The organism is Sulfitobacter sp. EhC04, assembly GCF_001650875.1.
In the GTDB taxonomy this organism is placed as follows: domain Bacteria; phylum Pseudomonadota; class Alphaproteobacteria; order Rhodobacterales; family Rhodobacteraceae; genus Sulfitobacter.
In genome coordinates this window covers 229,345-248,411 of sequence record NZ_LXYI01000045.1, presented here as the reverse complement: position 1 = coordinate 248,411, position 19,067 = coordinate 229,345, and the positions used below count along the sequence as shown (strand labels likewise).

Here is a 19,067-nt window from a genome sequence, read left to right as displayed (position 1 = left end):
CCGCTGATCCGTGCGCTCTTCGAATATCGGCAAAGCCTGCATGAGGCGCAGGTCAAGGCGATTGTAGCCGATGGCAGCGACCCGTTGGCCCTGAAGGCGGTCGGCGGCAAGGCCAGCAGCATCAAGGTCAACACGAGCCTCCAGGTTGCGACAAACAGCGATGCTCGGGCGGTTCGGATGTCATCAACAGGTCCATCCAACCACAAGATCAACGTGGGTGTCGATTTGCGGGGCGAGGTTCATGACGGCGTTCGTCGTATGGGTTTCTCTAACCGTTCCGACCATCGCATCAAGACCCATTTGGACAAGGTGGGGCAAACTGATGCCGCGCTGCTGCGTCTCGGCTCTGAGAGCAGGTCGGATCATCGGGTCAAAGCTCACCTCGACAAGGTGGGGCAGACCGATGCTGCCTTGCTACGCTTGGGTTCTTCAGGAAAGACCAGCCACCGCGTCAAAACGTATCTCGACAAGGTTGGCCAGACCAACGCCATGCTCCTGCGTCTTGGGGCCGATGACCGCTCCAATCACCGCATCAAAACATCGGTTGATCAGGCGGGCGGCGTGGGAAGTATCCTGTCGCGCGTGGCGCGTGGCCCGGTATCGCAGCACCTGGTTAACACAGGTGTCGATCTCAGAGGGTCAGTCCACAACATTGTGCGGCGTGTTGGTGCTTCAAACGCATCCAACCACCTTATTCGCGCTGGCGTCGACCTTACCGGCGGAGTCAATCGCATCATCTCCCGCCTCGGCGCGTCGGGCCTGACCAACCATCTGATCAATGCTGGCATCGACCTGCGGGGAGATGTTCACACCCTGGTGCGCAGGCTGGGTGCATCAAGCGGGACAAACCATCGCATCAACACGCTTCTGGCGCTCAACCCGGCAAGCAATTCGATTGTGGAGCGCCTGGGCGCGGTGGGCGGTACTTCGCACACCATCAGCACGCTTCTTGGCCTCAACCAGAACAGCAATCCTCTTGTCCGGATGATGGGTCACTATCGTCGCAGCGATCACACGATCATGACGCTGCTCCAGATGGCCCCCGGCTCGGACGGCACGCTCGTGGACGTGCTCCGTCGGCCATTCTCGACGGTCACTCTCGACTTGGAGACCTACTTCACCGAGCAGCAGCAGCACCTTCTGGACACGCTTCTGCTGGGTCCGAACGGGACAATCACGATCGGGGGGCAGTTCGAGTTCGAGCCTTCACAGCTGTTCTCCACCTGGTTCGAAAGCACGGCGCAGGATCTGATCATGAACCCGATGAGCAACCTGTCGGCCATGCTCGATGAACTGCGCGCCGCGGTGATTGCCGACACCCAGCAGAGGGAGGAGGAACTGGCCCGTCAGGCCCAGATCGCCAACCTGCAACGCTGGGGCATGATGGCCGAAAACCGTCTGGAACAGAACCTGGTCGGCGCGTTCGATGCAGCCCAGGCCATCCGAGATCTGGAGCGTGAGACAGGCGTTCACCTGATGACGGGCAACCAGCTGACCGATCTCTTTATGAATGAGGACGGTACGATCAACTACGACGCGACCAGTGTCGCTGTTGGTCCGGGCGGCAACCTGGCGGCGTTCAATGCGGCGTTCCGTGGTCCGAACGGTCTTGAGGCGCAGCTTCTGGCAGCCAATCAAGGCATCACTACTGAAGGGCAAATGGTTGACGAGCTTGCCCGACGCCTGATGCTGATCGGCCAGCAGGCCAGCTTCTCGGTTTGGGCTGACTTCTTCGGTCAGGTGGGTTCGGTTGGCCCATCCACACCCGACGCCACTCCGCCTCCCGTATATCAGTCACCACGGCGGGAGGTTCAGATGTCTCCCATCACCAGTCTTGCCCTGAAGCAGCAGACGGATTCCGCAAAAGAGAGCGCGACCGAACTGAAAGCAGTCCGGACCGAACTGGCTGCGGCCCGGAAAGAGCAGGAAAAGCAGTCTGCCACCCTGCTGGAATATCAGAAGAAAATTTCAACTGTGCTCACCAAATTTGACGTGGTGGGTCTTCCCCCTGAAAGGACGTAACCATGAAGCTTGTCAAACCAGTTGCGATCTCAGACAACGATATTCTTGAGGTCCAGGTGAACGACGTTGATCTGGTGGAGACGACTGCAGAGTGGGATATAGGCACCACCTACGAGCCGGATGACCGGGTTATCGCTGAGGAAGATGCTACGATCTACGTTTACCAATGCGTCAACCCGTCAGGCTCAACAGGTGATTACCCACAGTCTGATGACGGCACCAATTGGGTGATCTACGGGGTGAAGTCCAGGTTTCGACCGTTCGACAATCAGCTTTCGCCTCAACTGGTTGGCAACTCGAAAATCAGGTACAAGCTCGACTTTATCAGCAGTCTTAAACCGGCTGGATACTACAATGTCATCTTCTTGAACGTCGATGCTGACACGGTGAAATGTGCCACAAGACTGATTTCAAACAATGCGGTTCAAACAGACCGCTCAATTGACATCAGCGGTTCGGTCGACAACAGGTTTGCTGTCTTCGAGAACGTGTACATTGATGAAACGATGTACCTTCAGGTCACTGCCGAGGCAGCGGGATCCGTGGTAATCAGGCTTGGCGAAATCGTCATTGGGATTCCAGTTGACCTTGGTGATATCGAAACTGGCTCGCAGACTTCGATTGTCGATTTTTCCACGAAGAACGTTGACGAGTTTGGTAATGTCTCCATCGTTGAGCGCGCCTACGTGGATACAAGCACGTTCAAGTTTTCTTTCCGAACAGATCAGACCAGGCGCATCAGCTATGAACTGGCTCAGGCCCGAGCAACCCCCGCTTGCTACCATGGAGGCGAGGGCGAAGAAGACAAAGGCCTGCTGGTTTTCGGGTTCTGGCAGGATTTCCGCCTGACTGTGAACACCAACAGTTCTCTGGGCACCCTCGAAGTGCAGGGGCTTGTTTGATGACTGAGCCGAAAACCCTCACAGAAAAAATCATCGACGGAGGAAAGATTGCAGGGGCCATCAGCGCCATGATGGCACTGTCCATCATGGTTTGGGGTTTCACCGCCGGTCCGGTGCGGGATTGGCTGGCGAAGTTCGAGCAGGGGTTTGAAGCTCAGCAAGATATGCAGCAATTACAGCAAGAGATGCAACACAGCCAGCAGGACATTCTGGCAGACATTTCTGCAATTCTTCTCGCGCAATCTCACAACGTGAAGCGGATTGAGGCCTTGGAGTCAGCCAAAACTCAGGACGCTTCGCCCGCCATCCGATTCACCATGTACGGTCATAGCATCGAAGATGGCAGGCCCGGGCAGGTGGTCGAGATCAAATGGCAATTCGTCAAGTTGCGCGACTGTGGTCGCCCGGAAATTGACCTGCTGTTCCGCAACGGCGGCGGTCGGTTGCATCGGTTCCAGAATGTAAGCGTCCTGGATACGGAAGGGATCGGTGTTGCAGCTGACCCGGACCCGTCGATGGCGCAAACAATCAGCTACACCGCGCGCATACCCGACAATGAGGGCGTCCATGCCGGGCGGTCATTTGCATGGGTGCGGGTCGGCTACCCCGAATGCCCGACCGTTCCGGCGGTAACTTCCCCCGAGGTCGCGTTCCGCATCCTGTCCTAAGCCACACCACAATCTGAAACCCGGCCCGCCATCGCGCGGGCCTTTTGCATTGGAGATCCACAATGTCCATGAACCCGGCAATCCGACTGCTACAGCTCGGCCTCAAGTCCCTCGGCTACGATCCTGGAGAGGTCGATGGCTGGTGGGGGCCTGTCACTGCGGCCGCCGCGCGGGGCCTGCTCGACCAGGGGCCGACCAAATCGACCGTCTGGGCCGTCAACCAGCTTCAACGCGGCCTGGCGGGCCTTGGCTACTACGAGGGCAGGGTGGACGGCGCATACGGCACCCTGAGCCGCATTGCCTTGCGTCAGGCCATCGACGCAGACGGTATGCCGAAAGCAGCCTACGCTGACGAGGGCGAAGTTCTTGTGCCGACCAAGCCGACGCTCGGCGCGGTGCAGCATGACAAGGTGCTGCGCCAGGGTGGGGCAAACACGATCATCGACACCTACTGCCTTCACTGCGCCGCGGTGCCGGGCAGTTGGGCATCGGACAAGAGCAATGCGGAAATCGCCAAGGCGATCCACCTGATGCACACGCTGCCGAAGTCGAAGGGCGGGCGAGGGTGGAGCGATACCGGCTATCACGCGATCACCTGCCCGGATGGTGAGATCATCTATGCGCGCCCGATGGACCGCTACGGCGCCGGGGCGGTGGGACACAATCGCGGCGTGTTTCACCACTTGATGATCGAGGTCCGGACGATCACGGCCACCCGGCACCCGGAGGACTATTTCACGCCGGAGACGCTTGCCAGCACTCGTGGCCATTTCGAGCAGATCGCGCAGCGCACACCGATCCGCCTGCTGATGGGTCATCGCGAGGTTGCCGCAAAGCTGTGTCCTGGATTCGAGGTCATCGACCGCGATTGGACCGATCGGGCGGTGGCCTGATGTCTGCGCTGGGATCAAAGCTGCGTAGCCTGGCAGGCGGATCAGTCGCGTTCTGGTGTCCCGGCTGCAACGAAGCTCACATGATCAGGGTCGACGGATCGAAGCGCCCCAGCTGGTCATTCAATGGCAATGGCGATGCGCCGACCTTCAAGCCATCAGTCCTTTTGAAAACCGGTCACCACGTCACCGGCCATAAGGGCGACTGCTGGTGCAGCACGACCGACGAGAACGACGAACCATGGCCGTTCGGATGCGTGGTTTGTCATTCCTTCGTAACCGACGGCCGGATCCAGTTCCTGAGCGACTGCACTCACGCTCTGGCTGGGCAGACCGTCGATATTCCCGACTTCCCCAAACCCGAGGCGTGACGCCTCAACATCCCTGAAAGGTAAGAATATGAACATCGTAGGAGAATTTCTTGCAAACGAAGCAGTGCAGACGGCAATCCTGAGCCTTTTGGGGATTGGCCTGACTTTCATCCTCAACCGCTTGTCAGGGACTTTCCAGGCCGCGACAGGCATTCGCATTCAGGAAAAGCACATGAACGCCCTGCACTCGGCGATCCTTACCGGTGTTGAGGCGGCGCTTGTGGACGGACCAGAGGCCGGGCTTGAGGTAATCAAGGCTCGGGCTATCCGGCATGTGAACCAGTCGGTTCCGGATGCAATCAAGGCTTTGGTGCCAGGCGACGGCGTGCTCGACCGTCTGGCAGAGCGGTACTATCGAGAGGCGCTGGCAAGGATCGGTGGCTGACCGTCAGCAACTTCTGAAAAGCCGACGCTCCGTTAGTTCGGGGCGTCAGCCTCAGTGACCCAAACGCTCTAGCGCCTTGGCCCGCCCTTCATTACCGCCCTTCCAGGGATCAACCCCCGCCGGGCCTAGTATAGCCGCGGCGCGGTGGAACAGTTCGGACAGTTCATCGTTCACAGCGCGCCAGTCTCCGTCAGGGTACGCCGCCCTGTGCCGCGCTTGGGCATCACGAATTTCGCTCGATAGGCGCATGTCGCGTTCTTTCTCCATGATGCCTCCTTTGTTGGGCTATTCCCAATCGCCGTTACCCATAATCGAGCGCAAGTGATCGAGATCAGCGGCTTCAAACACCAAGAAGCACTCAAAATCATCGCCATCATAGCTCATGTATTTTGAAACGCTGACATCCATAGGGAAAGATGCGCCGTTTTCCTGCATGTCGAGCAGGCGGGTTGACGCCTCGCCGCAATCATCGGCATCCACCCAGCATGGATCACAAGCCCAAAAGCCCCAATATCCTTCGCCACGGATCGAAGCCTCTTTGATCTTCAACCCCGAAAATGCGAAGGCCGGGCCAAAGGCAAATACCGTTCCGGGCGGCAGATCGAGGAATGCCTCTGCATCTAAAATTCTCATTGCGCTTGCTCCGGGTTCAGCTGGACTTTGCCGGCGGGGGCAACATCGGCTTATCCCCACCAGTGATTACTTCAATCGCCCTGCGTCCGTTCGGCAGGGAAATATGCGGCAGGAATGCCGCGTCGGTATCAAGGAACCCAGAGGCCATCATTGCGGCCTGGGCCTTGATCCAGTCAGCCAGAATGGCCCACGCCGCGCTTTCCGCGACCTTCCGGGCCTTGGCTGCATGATCCCCCTCTTTCGTTTTCGGGCCGCGCTTGTTCTCCCGCAGCCAGGCCTCAGCATAGGCGCCAATCCTGATCGGGACGGTGACCTCGCGACCGTGCAGGCGGAACTGCGCGATGATCTGATCTGCGTCGTCATCGACCATGAAGCCAATCGCGCTGGCGCCGACTGCGCGCAGCGTGTCGCGGATCTCCTTCTCGCGCGCCTGGCCAGCGGTCGAGGATGCGTAGGGAAGTGTCATGTGGGCCTCCGGGTTTAACAGGGTTCGTCTTCATCTTCGCTGTCATGGTGCTCGATCTGAGACGCCGGACGGTATTCGGCGGGTCGCACCGGACGGGGATCGCGAGCGGACCAATGATCCCGCGCGACTTCTTCTGAAATCGGGCGCAGCGCATAGATCGCGCTGGTGCCGTAGAATTCTGTCACCGTGTCCCCGTCGTCCCCAGCCGGGATGTCGATGCGGATCATCTTACCGCTACCGATGTATTCCTCTCGGGCCATGCCGACGCGCTGGCGATGTCCCATCAATTCGAGCAGAACCCAACCAAAGGACTGCGGTGCGGTGTCTGTTGTGGTCTCAGTCATAAATGTCTCCTTTAGATCGGTTAGTGGGGTTGTTGAGACGCAACGTCAGCCGCAGCTTGAAGCATCGAGCGGATGACCTCGCGGAGGCGGTTCATCTGGTCAGGATTGGATCGCTCCACCTCGCCCCAATCGTGCCCGTCCTTGACCGCCTCAGCCTTCATAGCCCCATAGCTGGCGTCGATCATCGTGTCGGTAATGTGCATTCGCATTGGTGCCTCCGGGGCTATTTGCATTTCATTCTCACAATCTTTCCTTTGCTGTTTTCGTCGCCGACCTGCAAAGCGTTGACCACGCCTCGTACCCCTCTGCGTGCATCGGACACGGCACGTCAGGCTTTCCAATTTCGGTAAATACCGTTGGGCACGTAAGGTAAGGCTCCTCACGCAGCATGGTGTCCTCGATCGGGGCGGCGCCGCAGATCGGGCAGGGATCAATCACCATATCGCCCCTGTGATATCGAGGCTCATGGCGATATTCCCTGTTCTCGACTTCTGTGGCGCGGGCGGCGGTCATGCCACTTCTCCGCAGGTGTCGCACTCGACCCAGCAGTCGTCAGTGTCATCGCCCGCAATGAACATCTCACCCTTGCACGGCTTGGGCTTATACCCGCGCGGCGCATCCTCGTCGGGCTCGTGGATGCGGTTGCATGGTTGGCGGTCCTCAGTGCCAACACCATCGCTCTCGTCCGCAGGGCTGGCTTGTTTCCATGCGTCGTAACCTCTGGGAAGGCCGGTCATGCGTCACCTTTGGCGCGGATGGCGTTGTAGAACCTGACCCACTCGGGGGTGTCTTTGAGCCTTGTCCCGTGTTCGTCTCGCCACGTTCCGTGGTCGAGGTTGTTGATGCCCTCGACAATGCCGATCAGCGCGGTCGCCGCGTCTAGATCGGCCTGCGTGTAGGTGGCTTCATGCGCATTGCTCAACCGAACCGAGGGCCAGCCGAACGTGTCGCACGCCTTTTCCACGAGACAGGCGGCGCAGAACATACCGTTCACCCCGTCGCCGCTCACCTGCGCGTAAAGGTCATCCGGCAGCCATGCGTCGGCCTTTACCTCGCGACCGCAGCACTGACAGAGGGCGTATTCGCTCGGGCTGGGTGTCAGATCGTCCTCGGAGATCAGGGCTTCGATTGCCATGTGGGCGCGTCTCAGGGCTTCGTCGCCAGCGGCACCTTCTGGGTTGCCCGATGCTTCATCCTTGATCTTCTGAAGCGCCTGCCGCAGCGCCGCAGCACGAACCAGCTTGTCGCGCTCGGACGGCTCGGGGGCAGGCACTCCAGCACATACATGGTCACCGCCCCAAGCCAGCTTTTTGCATCGGTCGCAGACATATTGTCCGGGCTTGGGATCGGGGGCAGGGGTGGTGTCGGCGGCGAGGGCGCGGAGGGCTTCACGCCATGCCTCTGCCACCACAACCGGCTGCACCTTACTGCTGTGCTGAAGATGTGCCTTGACGGCGGCTAGGCGGGCAAGGGTGGGCATGTAGTCGTCAGCGTCCAGCAGCAACTCTGCCGCCTCTGCCACGCTCATGGTTCGACCTTTCAGCGCGGTCATGCGTCGGCCCCTTCCGCCAGATAGAAACGGCCGTCGGGCGAATAGTTTTCGGCCAGGTCGGACAATGACAGGTAGTGGTGCCCGACGTTGACCTCCCTCGGATCCCTCCGAAACTCGCGACGACGACCACCGATTTGCTTTTCCGTAGGCTTTTCGCCGTGATAGGTGGCCGGGCTCCACTGGCCGAACGGGTTGCGCTCTTCGACAAACCAGAGGTCAGGCATGTTCGGCCTCCGCGATCTTGGCGGCAATGGTTGCCAGTGACGATTGGGCACCTGGATCCGCGGACCGAAAATGCCCCAGCAACTTCCGCTCTTCGCTCGACAGTTCCCTGCTTTGAAACTCCGGAGGAAAGAACACGCTGATCGGGACATCGAGGATTTGGGCGATCTCGGCCAGGCGGGAGGCGCTGACCCGGTTTGCACCTTTCTCGTACTTCTGCAGTTGCTGGAAACTGCCGCCGAATGCTTTGGCGACGTCGGTCATCCGCTTGTTCTGCTGCAACCGGATCTCCCTGATGCGGCGGCCGACGAAGGCGTCAATGGGATGTGTCATCGCGTGGTTCCTTATCTTTTTGATGGTGGGGGTGGGGGTGTGGTGGGGCCACCATCACCGGCAATAAGAGCCCAGCCTCTTGCGGCGAGGTTCCATGTGTTGATCTGACCTTCGAAAAGCTGCCATGCACCGCTTACGCCACATCGGCATTCGAGCCTCACGAGACGGCGGAAGATCCCTTTGAAGCGGATCGAAGGCTTGCCACAGATGCTGTGACAAGCCGGACAGGGGGCGACGGTTATGTTTGGGCTATATCCCATTGGCATCTGCCTATTGCTTGAGCCAGAGCGTGACCCACCCGTCCGCGAAGGACAGGGCGAGCCAAGCGATGAAAATGTAGGCGGCATATCGGATGACGGTCTGGGCAATGACGGCCCCGCTGATGGACTGGATTTCGGTATTCACTCTGGTTTCCTCTCTGGTGGTGCGTTCGTTCATTTCGGCCTCGTCGGTTTGGTTTCGGTTTGGAAACAGCCGTTTGAGACCGTTCGAGACGGGCTCAAAAACGGAACATTTGTGGGGAAATGGGTGAACATGCGGCTATGCACCGCCCTCCGAAGGCAGAGGTCAGAGGTTCGAATCCTCTATGGTCCGCCATTTGCTCAATAATCCGATATATACACGGCCCGGCATGTCGGAATCTGATGTCTGCCTGGGGACGTCGCAAAAGCGGCATGACCGATGCGGCGTGCTGAAGCAGCGTGTTTGAGTGAAGCAGGCTGGCCTGACTTTTCTATTTGTATACCTGTGGAAAAAGATCATACAGAGCCATGCTGTCCTTTGCCCTGAAATCTTTTGCCCATTACGCCCGCTACTTTCCCTTGTGGTCGGCGCTTACGGTTGTGCGATGGCGGTCTTTCGATGAGCGGTCGCGTGGGTTGGGCACGACCTTTGCGGCGGTCATGCGGTGGTTTCCACCGGCAAGCCGCCGGTTTGACCGTGAGGCCAGACGGGTCTTTCCGGACATGCGGCGCAGGGACCGCGCGAGGCTGGGCCAGGAGATGGGGCGGCAGATGGGCCGGACCCTGTTCGAGATCTATCACGACGCCGAGTTTCAGACACAACACGGGAAATTCAGGGCCTCGGGGCCGGGTCTTGACGCGCTGAAAGAGGCGCAGGCATCGGGCAAGGGGGTCATTGTCGTTTCGGGCCATTTCGGACAGTGGGAAGCGGTGCGCGCCGTCATCAAGATGCATGGGTATGAAAGCGGCGCGGTCTATCGGCCGCACAAGAACCGCCACTACGAACGCCGGATCAGGGCAGGCATCGAAGCGGGCGGCAAGCCGATTCTGGCAACGGGGCGCGTGGGGACGCGCGCGCTGGTGCGCCATCTTCGGGATGGCGGCATCATCTCGATCCTGCTGGACGAGAAATATGCCGAAGGCGAACCGCTCCCGTTTCTGGGCAGTGACGCCCTGACGTCCCTGTCGGCGGCACAGCTTGCCCTGAAATATGATCTGCCGATGATCCCGGCCTATGGGGTGCGCATTGAGGACGGCAATGTCATCCGCGTTGATTTCGAAGCACCTATACCGCATAGCGACAGCATCACGATGACCCGCGCCTTCAACGACAGCCTGTCCGCCCGGATCATGGCCAATCCGGAACAGTGGTACTGGATGTTGCGACGCTGGGACGCGCCGCGACGCGTTATTTGAGCCATCCGGACCATAGGGAAGGTCCGCTCTAAACGCGTCATGCGAAAAACCTGAATCACGCAACGCTGCCTGAAATCAGAGATTTCAACGCGTTGCGTGATGCTTGATGTTTCAGGTATTTCGTCAGACGCCCTAGAACATGCCCATGCTCAGGCCAGCCCCCATCGCCGCGCCCAGGTCGCGGCACAGGGCAAGTTCCTTTTCCGGTATCGTCTTTTCCGCCAGAGTTTCCTCGGGCGTCTGGGCATGCGTGCAGACGATGATGGCAGATTGAACCTCTTTCAATCGCCAGCCCTGGGCGATGCGGGCGGTCTGGCGTTTGGCGTTTTCTCCGTCTGATCCGGCACAGACCATCTGGGCATAGGGGCGGCCTTCGATCCGGCCCAGGACAGGGTAATAACAGCGGTCAAAGAAATCCTTCATCACGCCGGCAATCGCCGCGAGGTTCTCGGGCGCGCAAAAGATGTAGCCGTCGGCGGCCAGCAGATCGTCCGGCCCGGCGTCGGCGGCGGCCAGCAGGGTCGTGGGTGTTTCGGCCTCTGCGGCCTTGGCGGCTGCTTCGGCCATCTGCCTGCTGCCGCCGGTTTTGGAATGATAGACCACAAGGAGTTTTGTCATCGCTTACCTGCCTGATCGCGGGGTTTCGTGCCGGGGTGGTGCAGCGGCCCATGCCGCCACCGGCCCAAGGGTCCTCCGGCAGGGGGCCGGGTGCAACCGGAAATCTGAACACCCGATCCGGCCCCTGGATCAGCCCAGAAATAGCCTGAAACCCGCAAGCGCCGGGCATTTCGGCGCGACATCTTCTTGGGTGTGCCTTATTACTGAGCATTTCACCGCGAACGGCGATGTTTTGGGCAAGCCTGTGGGGCAGATTTCACGTGCAAGATTGCCAGACGGCAGGTTTGGCATATGTTTTACCTATGAATTCAAAAGTCTTTCCCTTCAATGAAATGCGGTCAGACGCCGGGGCGCGTCCCCCATATGACTATTACGATGCGTGGTTTTCGGCACAGGACAACCAGCGCCTTGCGCAAAAGGCTGCCGAGGCAGAGGCGTTCTTTCGCCGCACCGGGATCACCTTCAACGTCTATGGTCAGGCGGATGCCGAGGAACGGCTGATCCCCTTCGATCTGATCCCGCGCATCCTGTCGAGCCGGGAGTGGACCAAGCTGTCGCGCGGGATCGAGCAGCGTGTCGCGGCGCTGAACGCCTTTCTGCATGACATCTACAACCGGCAGGAAATTCTGCGGGCAGGGATCATTCCGACGGAGCTGATCGCGCGCAACGACGCCTTTTTGCCGCAGATGATGGACTTTACCCCGCCGGGCGGCGTCTACACCCATATCGTGGGGACAGATATGGTGCGCACGGGCGAGGACGACTTCTTTGTTCTTGAGGACAATGCGCGCACGCCTTCCGGTGTCAGCTACATGCTGGAAAACCGCGAGACCATGTTGCAGATGTTCCCCGAACTTTTCAGCACAATCCGGGTGCAGCCGGTCAGCGACTACCCCAAGAACCTGCGCCGCGCGCTTGAGGCATCGGCACCGGCTTCCTGCACCGGACGGCCCTGTGTGGCGGTGCTGACGCCGGGGATATTCAACTCTGCCTATTACGAACATAGTTTCCTTGCCGATCAAATGGGCGTGGAACTGGTGGAGGGGCATGACCTGAGGGTCGTGGATGGCCATATCACCATGCGCACCACGCAAGGCTACAAGGTGATCGACGTGATCTACCGCCGGGTCGATGACGAATTCCTCGATCCGTTGACGTTCAACCCCGCCTCCATGCTGGGGGTGCCGGGGATCATGGATGTCTACCGCGCGGGCAATATTACCATCGCCAATGCCCCCGGCACCGGCGTCGCGGATGACAAGGCGATCTATAGCTACATGCCCGACATCGTTGAATTCTATACCGGCGAACGGGCCATCCTGAAGAACGTGGAGACGCACCGGTGTTCAGAGCCTGACAGCCTGAAATACGTGCTTGATAACCTCGCGGATCTGGTGGTGAAGGAGGTCCATGGATCGGGCGGTTACGGGATGCTCGTGGGGCCCGCCGCCAGCAAGGCGGAAATCGCCGCCTTTGCCGATAAACTGCGCGCGCGGCCCGACAACTATATCGCTCAGCCCACATTGGCCCTGTCCACCGTGCCGATCTTTACCGAAAGCGGGTTGGCTCCCCGGCACGTCGATCTGCGCCCCTTTGCGCTGGTCTCGCCCAAGGGTATCAACATCACGCCCGGCGGTCTGACGCGGGTGGCGCTGCAGGCGGGATCGCTGGTGGTGAACTCCAGCCAGGGCGGCGGCACCAAAGACACCTGGGTTCTGGACGACTGATATGCTTGGAAAAACCGCAGGTGGATTGTACTGGATGTTCCGCTATCTTGAGCGGGCAGAGAATATCGCCCGACTGATAGAGGCGGGGTTCCGCATCGCGCTGACCCGGTCCAACCACGCGGAAGCGGAATGGAAATCGGTGATCGTCACCTCGGCCAGTCAGGACACCTACGAGGCGCATCACGAGGGGTACGACAGCAGCCAGGTGATCAATTTCCTGCTGCGCGAGGCGCATAACCCCAGTTCGGTCCTGTCGATCATCAAGGCCGCCCGCGACAATGCGCGGCTGACCCGCACCGCGCTGACCACCGAGGTCTGGTATGCGGTCAACGACACCTGGATGATGTTTTCGGAGCTGTTGAAGAACCCCGTGCCGGAGACCGAAGTGCCGGGGGTTCTTGCCGTGATCCGGCAACAGGCGGCGCTGGTGCGCGGGGCGTTGCACGGGACAATGCTGCGCAATGACATCTATGATTTCTGCAGCCTCGGCATTGCGATAGAGCGGATGGACAGCACCGCGCGCATCATCGACGTGAAATACTATTCGCTGTTGCCGTCGCCGTCCTTTGTCGGCAGCCGGCTGGACAATGTGCAATGGGAAACCGTGCTGCGCTCGGTCTCGGCGCATCGGTCGTTTCGCTGGGCGGTGGAAGACGACTTTACCGCCCCCGCCATCGCGAATTTCCTGATCCTCGATTCCCGCATGCCAAGGTCGCTGAATTTCTGCGCCACCCAGATCGCCGCGAATCTCGGCTTGCTGGCGGATGAATACAAGGCCCGCAAACCATCCAACGATCTGGCCGAGCAACTGCTGGCGCGTCTCAAGGGGCGCGACATCGGGTCGATCTTTGAAGAAGGGTTGCACGAGTTTGTCGAGACGGTGATCGACGACACCGCCCGGCTTGCACAGCAGATCGAGCAGGATTACAGGTTCACCGGATAGATGCAGATCCAGATCAGCCACACCACCAAATACCTCTACAGCGCGCCGGTCAGCTACGCGCTGCAAAAGGTGCGCCTGCGTCCGCTGTCCTGCGTGGTGCAGGACGTCGCCGATTGGAATATCGTGATCAGCGGCGGCAAGCTGGAAAACCAGTACCTTGACCATTACGGCAACCACGTCGATCTGGTCAGCCTCGACCCCGGCGGGCAGGCGCTGTCGATCAAGGCGTCTGGCACGGTTGATACCAAAAGCGCCGATGGCGTGATGGGTCAGGTCTATACCCGTGCGCCACTGTGGCATTTCAGGGAGCCGACCTTGCCAACGACACCCGGCCCCGCAATCCGCGACATCGCGGGGCTGTTGGCGGGATATGACAATCCGCTGGACGGGCTGCATGGGCTGTCCGCCGCGATCCTGGAACGGGTGCCATATGTGCTGGGCAACACCCATAGCCACACCACCGCCGAAGAGGCGCTGACCAGTGGCGGCGGCGGGGTCTGTCAGGATCATGCGCAGATCTTCATCTCGGCGGCGCGGGTGGCGGGCATTCCGGCGCGTTATGTCAGCGGCTACCTGATGATGAACGACCGGGTGGATCAGGATGCCACCCACGCCTGGGCGGAGGCCCATGTGGACGGGCTGGGCTGGGTCGGTTTCGACATCTCCAACGGCTATTCGCCGGATGAACGCTATGTGCGCATCGCCATCGGGCGCGACGCGCGCGATGCCTCGCCGATCGAAGGGCTGCGGCTGGGGTCGGCAGAGGAAGAATTGATTGTATCTTTGCAGGTGCAGCAGTAGTTCTGCACTGAACCTCAAAATCGGAAAATCGGATGACCTATTGCATCGGGATGCGGATCAACAAGGGTCTCGTCTTTATGTCGGATACCCGCACCAGCGCAGGTGTCGATAACTTTGCAACCAGCAAAAAGATGTTCACCTGGTCCACGCCGGGCGAACGGGTCATCACCATCATGACCGCTGGCAACCTGGCCACCACCCAGGCGATGATCAGCCTGCTTGAGGAACGCTCCAAGTCGCCCGAGGACCGTGACCCCAGCATCCTGCGTCAGACCACCATGTTTCAGGTGGCCCGCCTCGTGGGCGCAACCCTCAAGGAAGTGATCGTGGACAGTTCGCCCAGCGGGCAGACATCGGATGACCAATTTGCCGCCTCGGTCATTGTCGGCGGACAGATCGGGGCGGGGCCGCCCACGGTATTCCTGGTCTACCCCCAGGGCAATTTCATCGAGATCACCGATGACACGCCGTTCTTTCAGATCGGCGAGACGAAATATGGCAAACCAATCCTCGTGCGGGCCTATGACAGGAACATGGGTTTTGAAGAGGCAATCAAACTCTTGCTGGTCTCGTTCGATTCGACAGTGAAGTCGAACCTGTCGGTGGGGCTGCCCTTTGATCTGATGGTGTATGAGACGGATTCCTTCGACACCTCTCGGCAAAAGCGCGTGGACAAGGACGATCCGGTGTATCAATCCATCTCGACCGGTTGGGGCGACGCGCTGCGCGATGCGTTCCAGCTTTTGCCCAGCTATTCGGTCTGACGGGGCGGGCAGGGTGGCGCAAGGCGCGGACTAGGTCCGGCCCAATCTTTCATCCTCGGCGCTGAGCACCGGGTCGCGGTCCTCCGCCTTGCCGAAACCGCCGCCGCCGGGGGTTTTCACCCGCACCCGGTCGCCTGCTTTCAGCGCGATATCCTGTTCTTTGGACAGGTGTTCGGGGATGTATTTCACACCATCGCGCCAGACCTCGACCTCGTTCACCGCACCATCCGCACCGCCCAGCGCGCCCTGGGGGCCGAAGCGTCCATGGTCCATCACGAAACTGGCCCGCGCGTCACCGCGCCTGAGTTCCAACTCATAGTCCAGTCCCAGACCGCCGCGATGCCGCCCCGCACCGCCTGACCCCTCGCGCAGGGCATAGCGGTGGTAGAGCACCGGAAAATTCTGCTCCATGATCTCGACCGGGGGGGCTTTGGAGATGCCGATGGTCGAACAGCCGTTGGCGATGCCGTCATGGTCCGCATTGCCGCCATAGCCGCCGCCCGAAAGCTGGTACATCACGAAATCGCGCCCCGTCATCGGGTCATGGCCGCCCAGCGCGAAATTGCCGCTGGTGCCTGCGGGGGCGGCGGTGACGCGGTGCGGCAGCGCCTCGACCAGCGCGGCAAAGACGGCTTCGGCGATGCGCTGGCTGACCTCGGCCGCGCAGCCTGACACCGGGCGCGGGTATTGCGCGTCAAGGAAGGTCCCGACCGGGCGGATCACCTCCAGCGGTTCGAAAGCGCCCGCGCTGATCGGCACCTGCGGAAAGATATGGCGCATCGCGAGATAGACCGAGGACAAAGTGGTGGCGAGCACTGAATTCATCGGCCCCATGCAGGGCGGGCTGCTGCCTGCAAAATCAAAGGTCAGGTGGCCCGGCGTCTTGGTGATCTTCAGCCGGATCGCCAGCGGTTCGTTCACCACGCCGTCGCTGTCGATCCAGGCGGTTGAGGTATATTCCCCCTCAGCGATCTCGTCGATCAGGCTGCGCATCTGCGCCTCGGCCCGCGTGCGCAGTTCGGCAATCGCCGTGCGCACCACGTCGTCGCCGTAACGGTCCAGCAGCGCGTTCAGCCGTTCCTCTCCCACCATCAGCGCGGCGGCCTGCGCTTTGACGTCACCGATACGCTGGTCGGCGACCCGGATGTTGGAGCAGATGATGGCATAGATCTCCGGGTCCAGCACACCCTGCTTGAACAGGCGCACGGGGGGCAGGCGCAGCCCTTCCTGTTCGACGCTGGTGGCCGAGGCCGAAAAGCCGCCCGGCACGGCACCGCCCGTGTCGGGCCAATGCCCCGTGTTACTCAGCCAGCAGAAGATTTCGCCGTTGCGATAGAAGGGCCGGGCAAAGCGGACGTCCATCAGGTGCGTGCCGCCCAGATAGGGGTCGTTCACGATGTAGATGTCATCGGGCTGCGGCGCGGCGGCGGTGCCTGCGGCAATCATCTCGATCAGCGTGCGGGTGGAATATTGCATGGTGCCGACAAAGACCGGCAAGCCACCCGCGCCCTGCGCGATCAGCGCGCCATCCTCGGCGGCATAGATCCCGTCGGAACGGTCGTTCGCCTCTGCGATCACGGGGGAAAAGGCGGCGCGGGAAAAGCTCAGATCCATCTCGTCACAGACCTGTTGCAGCCCGGCCTGGATGACCGAAAGGGTGATGGGGTCGATACTGCTCATGTCGCCGCTCCGATATGGATCATCAGGTTGCCGTCAACGCCGCCGGTCACCCGGTCACCCGGCGGGATCAGCGTGGTGCAGTCCAGCTGTTCGATGATGGCGGGACCGTCCAGCGTCACATCCGATGGCAGATGGTCGCGCCAGTAGACCGGCGTATCATGAGGGCTGCCATCGAAATGGACGGTGCGGTGGCCCGTCGGCGTGGCGCTGGCTTGCCTGCCGCCCGCGTCGATCAGCAGCGACAGGTCCACGGGTGCGCAGACCCCGATGACCGAGCAGTTTACGTTCACGATCCGCGCGCGGATCTCCGGCAGGTCCACCTTGAACCGCTGCCAATAGACCGCGTTGAAACGGTCCCGCAGGGTCTCCGCCGAAGGTGTTGCATCCTCCAGCGGCACCCGCACCACATGGCTTTGCCCCAGAAACTGCATGTTGGCGCTGAAATGATGTTCGACACCGGTGACGGTGACATTCTCGCGCGCCAGCGCGGCCTGACCCTCGGCCAGTTGGTCGGCAAAAGCGGCGTGCAGCGTCGTCAGGTCCAGATCGTCCAGCGGCTGGTTCAGGGTTTGCACGAAATCATGGCGCAGGTCCGCCACGGCGCAGCCCAGCGCATTGGTGATGCCGGGGCGCGCAGGGACCAACACACGCGGCACACCCAACTCGCGGGCAAGGGCGGCGGCATGCAGCGGCCCTGCACCGCCAAAGGCGAAGAGGGCAAAGTCGCGCGGATCAGCGCCCAGCGACAGCGACACCATGCGGATTGCGCCTGCCATCTTGGCATTGGCCATGCGGATCACGGCTTCGGCGGCGCCATGGGCATCGACGCCGAGCGGCGCGCCCAACTCACGGGCAAAGATCGCGGCAAGGTCGTCCATCCCGACGCCGCCCGCCACCGCGTTCAGCTTGTCGGTGTTCAGACGACCCAGCAGCATATTGGCATCCGAAATCGTGGGCCTTGTGCCGCCCTTGCCATAGCAGATCGGGCCGGGATCGGCCCCGGCGCTTTCCGGTCCGACCTCCAGCAGCCCCGCCGCATTGACCCGCGCGATGGAACCGCCCCCGGCCCCCACGGTGCGCACGTCCACCATGGGCACATGGATCGGCATGGCATATTCGACCTCGATCTCGTTCGAGACCGGCGGCGTGCCGTCGCGGATCAGCGCCACATCGGTGCTGGTGCCGCCCATGTCATAGGTCAGCAGGTTCGGCTCGCCCGCGCGCCTGCCGGTATAGGCGGCGGCCATCACGCCAGAGGCAGGGCCGGACATCACGGTTTTTGCCGCCTCCCGCGCAACCAGTTTCGAGGACACCATGCCGCCATTGCCGTTCATCACCAGCACGTCGCCGCGATACCCTTTGGCCGCCAGTTCGTCGCGCAGCCGCGCCACATAGCGTTCCAGCAGCGGCTGGACAGAGGCATTGACCGCCGCCGTCACGCCGCGCTCGAACTCCCGGCTTTCCGACAGCAGGCTGTGGCCGGTGGTGATATAGGCGTTTGGCCAGACTTCGGCGGCGATCTCGGCGGCGCGCAGCTCATGCGCCGGATTGGCATAGGCATGAAGGAAGTGGATCACCAGCGCCTCGCAGCCTTCGGCGATCAACTGTTTGATCGCGGCGCGCAAAGCACCCTCATCCAGCGGGGTCAGCACATTGCCCTGCGCATCCATCCGTTCGGGTACTTCCAGCCGCAGGTCGCGGGGGATGATCGGGGTGAATTGTCCTTTCATCCCGTAAGCCTGCGGGCGGGTGCGCCGCCCCAGTTCCAGCACGTCGCGGAAGCCTGCCGTGGTAATCAGCCCGGTGCGCGACAGTTTGCGTTCCAGCACCGCGTTGGTGGTGGTGGTGGTGCCATGCACGATCAGGCCCACATCCGCCAGATCGACCTCGGCCTGTTCCAGGGCCGCCAGCACGCCAAAGGCCTGATTGTCCAGGGTTGTCGGTGTCTTGGCGATGCGCATGGTGCCGCTTGCGCTGTCCACCATCACCAGATCGGTAAAGGTGCCGCCGACATCCACGCCGATGATGCTGCCCCTTGTTTCGGAGTGTTCCACGCCGGTGCCTTTCGCCAAACTCACTTGTGTACCA

24 protein-coding genes are annotated in these 19,067 nt (G+C 61.0%); 11 read left to right on the top strand and 13 right to left on the bottom strand.

Translation table 11 applies throughout. From position 1 onward, the window contains the following. From A8B82_RS24230 to A8B82_RS24610, 6 genes are all read left to right on the top strand, one after another. Window positions 1-2,022 (top strand): hypothetical protein (locus tag A8B82_RS24230; protein ID WP_161489473.1); only part of this gene is annotated, 2,022 nt, incomplete at its 5' end. Window positions 2,023-2,024: 2 nt separating this feature from the next. Beyond that, a complete protein-coding gene (locus A8B82_RS18665; protein ID WP_067295816.1) occupies window positions 2,025-2,924 on the top strand; it encodes a hypothetical protein in 900 nt (299 codons plus the stop codon). Continuing rightward, complete coding sequence (locus A8B82_RS18660; protein WP_067295814.1) at window positions 2,924-3,592, top strand: hypothetical protein; 669 nt, start codon at window positions 2,924-2,926, stop codon at window positions 3,590-3,592. Before A8B82_RS18665 ends, A8B82_RS18660 begins: the two co-directional genes overlap by 1 nt. Window positions 3,593-3,654: 62 nt before the next feature. After that, on the top strand, window positions 3,655-4,485 hold the full coding sequence (locus A8B82_RS18655) for a peptidoglycan recognition protein family protein (RefSeq protein WP_067295812.1): 831 nt from the start codon (window positions 3,655-3,657) through the stop codon (window positions 4,483-4,485). Continuing rightward, entirely contained in the window at window positions 4,485-4,853 is a 369-nt protein-coding gene (locus A8B82_RS18650) for a DUF6527 family protein (RefSeq protein WP_067295809.1), read from the top strand. Before A8B82_RS18655 ends, A8B82_RS18650 begins: the two co-directional genes overlap by 1 nt. Window positions 4,854-4,881: 28 nt before the next feature. Beyond that, window positions 4,882-5,238, top strand: coding sequence for a hypothetical protein (locus A8B82_RS24610; RefSeq protein ID WP_067295807.1), 357 nt, complete (start codon window positions 4,882-4,884; stop codon window positions 5,236-5,238). A 51-nt stretch (window positions 5,239-5,289) separates the two neighbouring features. On the opposite strand, the gene A8B82_RS18640 is transcribed toward A8B82_RS24610, so the two are convergent. From A8B82_RS18640 to A8B82_RS24700, 10 genes are all read right to left on the bottom strand, one after another. Continuing rightward, window positions 5,290-5,505: a hypothetical protein gene (locus A8B82_RS18640; protein WP_067295804.1), complete on the bottom strand. Its 216-nt coding sequence runs from the start codon at window positions 5,503-5,505 to the stop codon at window positions 5,290-5,292. A gap of 18 nt (window positions 5,506-5,523) precedes the next feature. Continuing rightward, window positions 5,524-5,871 (bottom strand): hypothetical protein, encoded by a 348-nt coding sequence (locus tag A8B82_RS18635; protein ID WP_067295802.1) that lies wholly within the window; start codon window positions 5,869-5,871, stop codon window positions 5,524-5,526. A 16-nt stretch (window positions 5,872-5,887) separates the two neighbouring features. Continuing rightward, window positions 5,888-6,337, bottom strand: coding sequence for a hypothetical protein (locus tag A8B82_RS18630; protein WP_067295799.1), 450 nt, complete (start codon window positions 6,335-6,337; stop codon window positions 5,888-5,890). 14 nt (window positions 6,338-6,351) lie between these two features. Next, window positions 6,352-6,681: a hypothetical protein gene (locus A8B82_RS18625; RefSeq protein WP_067295798.1), complete on the bottom strand. Its 330-nt coding sequence runs from the start codon at window positions 6,679-6,681 to the stop codon at window positions 6,352-6,354. A 20-nt stretch (window positions 6,682-6,701) separates the two neighbouring features. Further along, window positions 6,702-6,890 carry a hypothetical protein gene (locus A8B82_RS18620; RefSeq protein ID WP_161489472.1) on the bottom strand — a complete coding sequence of 63 codons (189 nt, stop codon included), beginning with the start codon at window positions 6,888-6,890 and terminating at the stop codon, window positions 6,702-6,704. A 300-nt stretch (window positions 6,891-7,190) separates the two neighbouring features. Then, complete coding sequence (locus tag A8B82_RS18610) at window positions 7,191-7,418, bottom strand: hypothetical protein (protein ID WP_067295791.1); 228 nt, start codon at window positions 7,416-7,418, stop codon at window positions 7,191-7,193. After that, a complete protein-coding gene (locus A8B82_RS18605; RefSeq protein ID WP_067295789.1) occupies window positions 7,415-8,233 on the bottom strand; it encodes a hypothetical protein in 819 nt (272 codons plus the stop codon). The genes A8B82_RS18610 and A8B82_RS18605 overlap by 4 nt, the downstream gene beginning before the upstream one ends. Beyond that, complete coding sequence (locus A8B82_RS18600) at window positions 8,230-8,457, bottom strand: hypothetical protein (RefSeq protein ID WP_067295786.1); 228 nt, start codon at window positions 8,455-8,457, stop codon at window positions 8,230-8,232. Before A8B82_RS18600 ends, A8B82_RS18605 begins: the two co-directional genes overlap by 4 nt. Continuing rightward, the gene (locus A8B82_RS18595) at window positions 8,450-8,788 is read right to left on the bottom strand and encodes a helix-turn-helix domain-containing protein (protein ID WP_067295785.1); all 339 of its coding nucleotides are present in this window, start codon (window positions 8,786-8,788) and stop codon (window positions 8,450-8,452) included. Before A8B82_RS18595 ends, A8B82_RS18600 begins: the two co-directional genes overlap by 8 nt. Window positions 8,789-9,058: 270 nt before the next feature. Further along, window positions 9,059-9,193 (bottom strand): hypothetical protein, encoded by a 135-nt coding sequence (locus A8B82_RS24700; RefSeq protein WP_268873841.1) that lies wholly within the window; start codon window positions 9,191-9,193, stop codon window positions 9,059-9,061. A gap of 365 nt (window positions 9,194-9,558) precedes the next feature. Between A8B82_RS24700 and A8B82_RS18585 the strand changes: the two genes are divergently transcribed. Then, a complete protein-coding gene (locus A8B82_RS18585; RefSeq protein ID WP_067295782.1) occupies window positions 9,559-10,446 on the top strand; it encodes a lysophospholipid acyltransferase family protein in 888 nt (295 codons plus the stop codon). A gap of 132 nt (window positions 10,447-10,578) precedes the next feature. Here the strand turns inward: A8B82_RS18585 and A8B82_RS18580 are convergent, their stop codons facing one another. Continuing rightward, a complete protein-coding gene (locus A8B82_RS18580) occupies window positions 10,579-11,064 on the bottom strand; it encodes a flavodoxin family protein (RefSeq protein WP_067295780.1) in 486 nt (161 codons plus the stop codon). Between the two features lie 302 nt (window positions 11,065-11,366). Between A8B82_RS18580 and A8B82_RS18575 the strand changes: the two genes are divergently transcribed. Genes A8B82_RS18575 through A8B82_RS18560 form a run of 4 tightly spaced genes read left to right on the top strand, consistent with a single transcriptional unit; the run spans window position 11,367 to window position 15,299 of the window. Beyond that, complete coding sequence (locus A8B82_RS18575) at window positions 11,367-12,791, top strand: circularly permuted type 2 ATP-grasp protein (protein WP_067295778.1); 1,425 nt, start codon at window positions 11,367-11,369, stop codon at window positions 12,789-12,791. A gap of 1 nt (window position 12,792) precedes the next feature. Further along, window positions 12,793-13,734, top strand: coding sequence for an alpha-E domain-containing protein (locus A8B82_RS18570; protein ID WP_067295776.1), 942 nt, complete (start codon window positions 12,793-12,795; stop codon window positions 13,732-13,734). Continuing rightward, on the top strand, window positions 13,735-14,535 hold the full coding sequence (locus A8B82_RS18565; protein ID WP_067295773.1) for a transglutaminase family protein: 801 nt from the start codon (window positions 13,735-13,737) through the stop codon (window positions 14,533-14,535). A 32-nt stretch (window positions 14,536-14,567) separates the two neighbouring features. After that, window positions 14,568-15,299 (top strand): peptidase, encoded by a 732-nt coding sequence (locus A8B82_RS18560; protein WP_067295770.1) that lies wholly within the window; start codon window positions 14,568-14,570, stop codon window positions 15,297-15,299. A 30-nt stretch (window positions 15,300-15,329) separates the two neighbouring features. Here the strand turns inward: A8B82_RS18560 and A8B82_RS18555 are convergent, their stop codons facing one another. Both A8B82_RS18555 and A8B82_RS18550 read right to left on the bottom strand, forming a co-directional pair. Then, on the bottom strand, window positions 15,330-16,979 hold the full coding sequence (locus tag A8B82_RS18555) for a hydantoinase B/oxoprolinase family protein (protein ID WP_067295768.1): 1,650 nt from the start codon (window positions 16,977-16,979) through the stop codon (window positions 15,330-15,332). Then, entirely contained in the window at window positions 16,976-19,057 is a 2,082-nt protein-coding gene (locus tag A8B82_RS18550) for a hydantoinase/oxoprolinase family protein (RefSeq protein WP_268873840.1), read from the bottom strand. The genes A8B82_RS18555 and A8B82_RS18550 overlap by 4 nt, the downstream gene beginning before the upstream one ends. Window positions 19,058-19,067 lie beyond the last annotated feature (10 nt).

Bases quoted from the DNA above. Each gene is read 5' to 3' on its own strand.
- A8B82_RS18665 (WP_067295816.1), top strand. From the start codon at position 2,025: ATGAAGCTTGTCAAACCAGTTGCGATCTCAGACAACGATATTCTTGAG.
- A8B82_RS18660 (WP_067295814.1), top strand. From the start codon at position 2,924: ATGACTGAGCCGAAAACCCTCACAGAAAAAATCATCGACGGAGGAAAG.
- A8B82_RS18655 (WP_067295812.1), top strand. From the start codon at position 3,655: ATGTCCATGAACCCGGCAATCCGACTGCTACAGCTCGGCCTCAAGTCC.
- A8B82_RS18650 (WP_067295809.1), top strand. From the start codon at position 4,485: ATGTCTGCGCTGGGATCAAAGCTGCGTAGCCTGGCAGGCGGATCAGTC.
- A8B82_RS24610 (WP_067295807.1), top strand. From the start codon at position 4,882: ATGAACATCGTAGGAGAATTTCTTGCAAACGAAGCAGTGCAGACGGCA.
- A8B82_RS18640 (WP_067295804.1), bottom strand. From the start codon at position 5,505: ATGGAGAAAGAACGCGACATGCGCCTATCGAGCGAAATTCGTGATGCC.
- A8B82_RS18635 (WP_067295802.1), bottom strand. From the start codon at position 5,871: ATGAGAATTTTAGATGCAGAGGCATTCCTCGATCTGCCGCCCGGAACG.
- A8B82_RS18630 (WP_067295799.1), bottom strand. From the start codon at position 6,337: ATGACACTTCCCTACGCATCCTCGACCGCTGGCCAGGCGCGCGAGAAG.
- A8B82_RS18625 (WP_067295798.1), bottom strand. From the start codon at position 6,681: ATGACTGAGACCACAACAGACACCGCACCGCAGTCCTTTGGTTGGGTT.
- A8B82_RS18620 (WP_161489472.1), bottom strand. From the start codon at position 6,890: ATGCGAATGCACATTACCGACACGATGATCGACGCCAGCTATGGGGCT.
- A8B82_RS18610 (WP_067295791.1), bottom strand. From the start codon at position 7,418: ATGACCGGCCTTCCCAGAGGTTACGACGCATGGAAACAAGCCAGCCCT.
- A8B82_RS18605 (WP_067295789.1), bottom strand. From the start codon at position 8,233: ATGACCGCGCTGAAAGGTCGAACCATGAGCGTGGCAGAGGCGGCAGAG.
- A8B82_RS18600 (WP_067295786.1), bottom strand. From the start codon at position 8,457: ATGCCTGACCTCTGGTTTGTCGAAGAGCGCAACCCGTTCGGCCAGTGG.
- A8B82_RS18595 (WP_067295785.1), bottom strand. From the start codon at position 8,788: ATGACACATCCCATTGACGCCTTCGTCGGCCGCCGCATCAGGGAGATC.
- A8B82_RS18585 (WP_067295782.1), top strand. From the start codon at position 9,559: ATGCTGTCCTTTGCCCTGAAATCTTTTGCCCATTACGCCCGCTACTTT.
- A8B82_RS18580 (WP_067295780.1), bottom strand. From the start codon at position 11,064: ATGACAAAACTCCTTGTGGTCTATCATTCCAAAACCGGCGGCAGCAGG.
- A8B82_RS18575 (WP_067295778.1), top strand. From the start codon at position 11,367: ATGAATTCAAAAGTCTTTCCCTTCAATGAAATGCGGTCAGACGCCGGG.
- A8B82_RS18570 (WP_067295776.1), top strand. From the start codon at position 12,793: ATGCTTGGAAAAACCGCAGGTGGATTGTACTGGATGTTCCGCTATCTT.
- A8B82_RS18565 (WP_067295773.1), top strand. From the start codon at position 13,735: ATGCAGATCCAGATCAGCCACACCACCAAATACCTCTACAGCGCGCCG.
- A8B82_RS18560 (WP_067295770.1), top strand. From the start codon at position 14,568: ATGACCTATTGCATCGGGATGCGGATCAACAAGGGTCTCGTCTTTATG.
- A8B82_RS18555 (WP_067295768.1), bottom strand. From the start codon at position 16,979: ATGAGCAGTATCGACCCCATCACCCTTTCGGTCATCCAGGCCGGGCTG.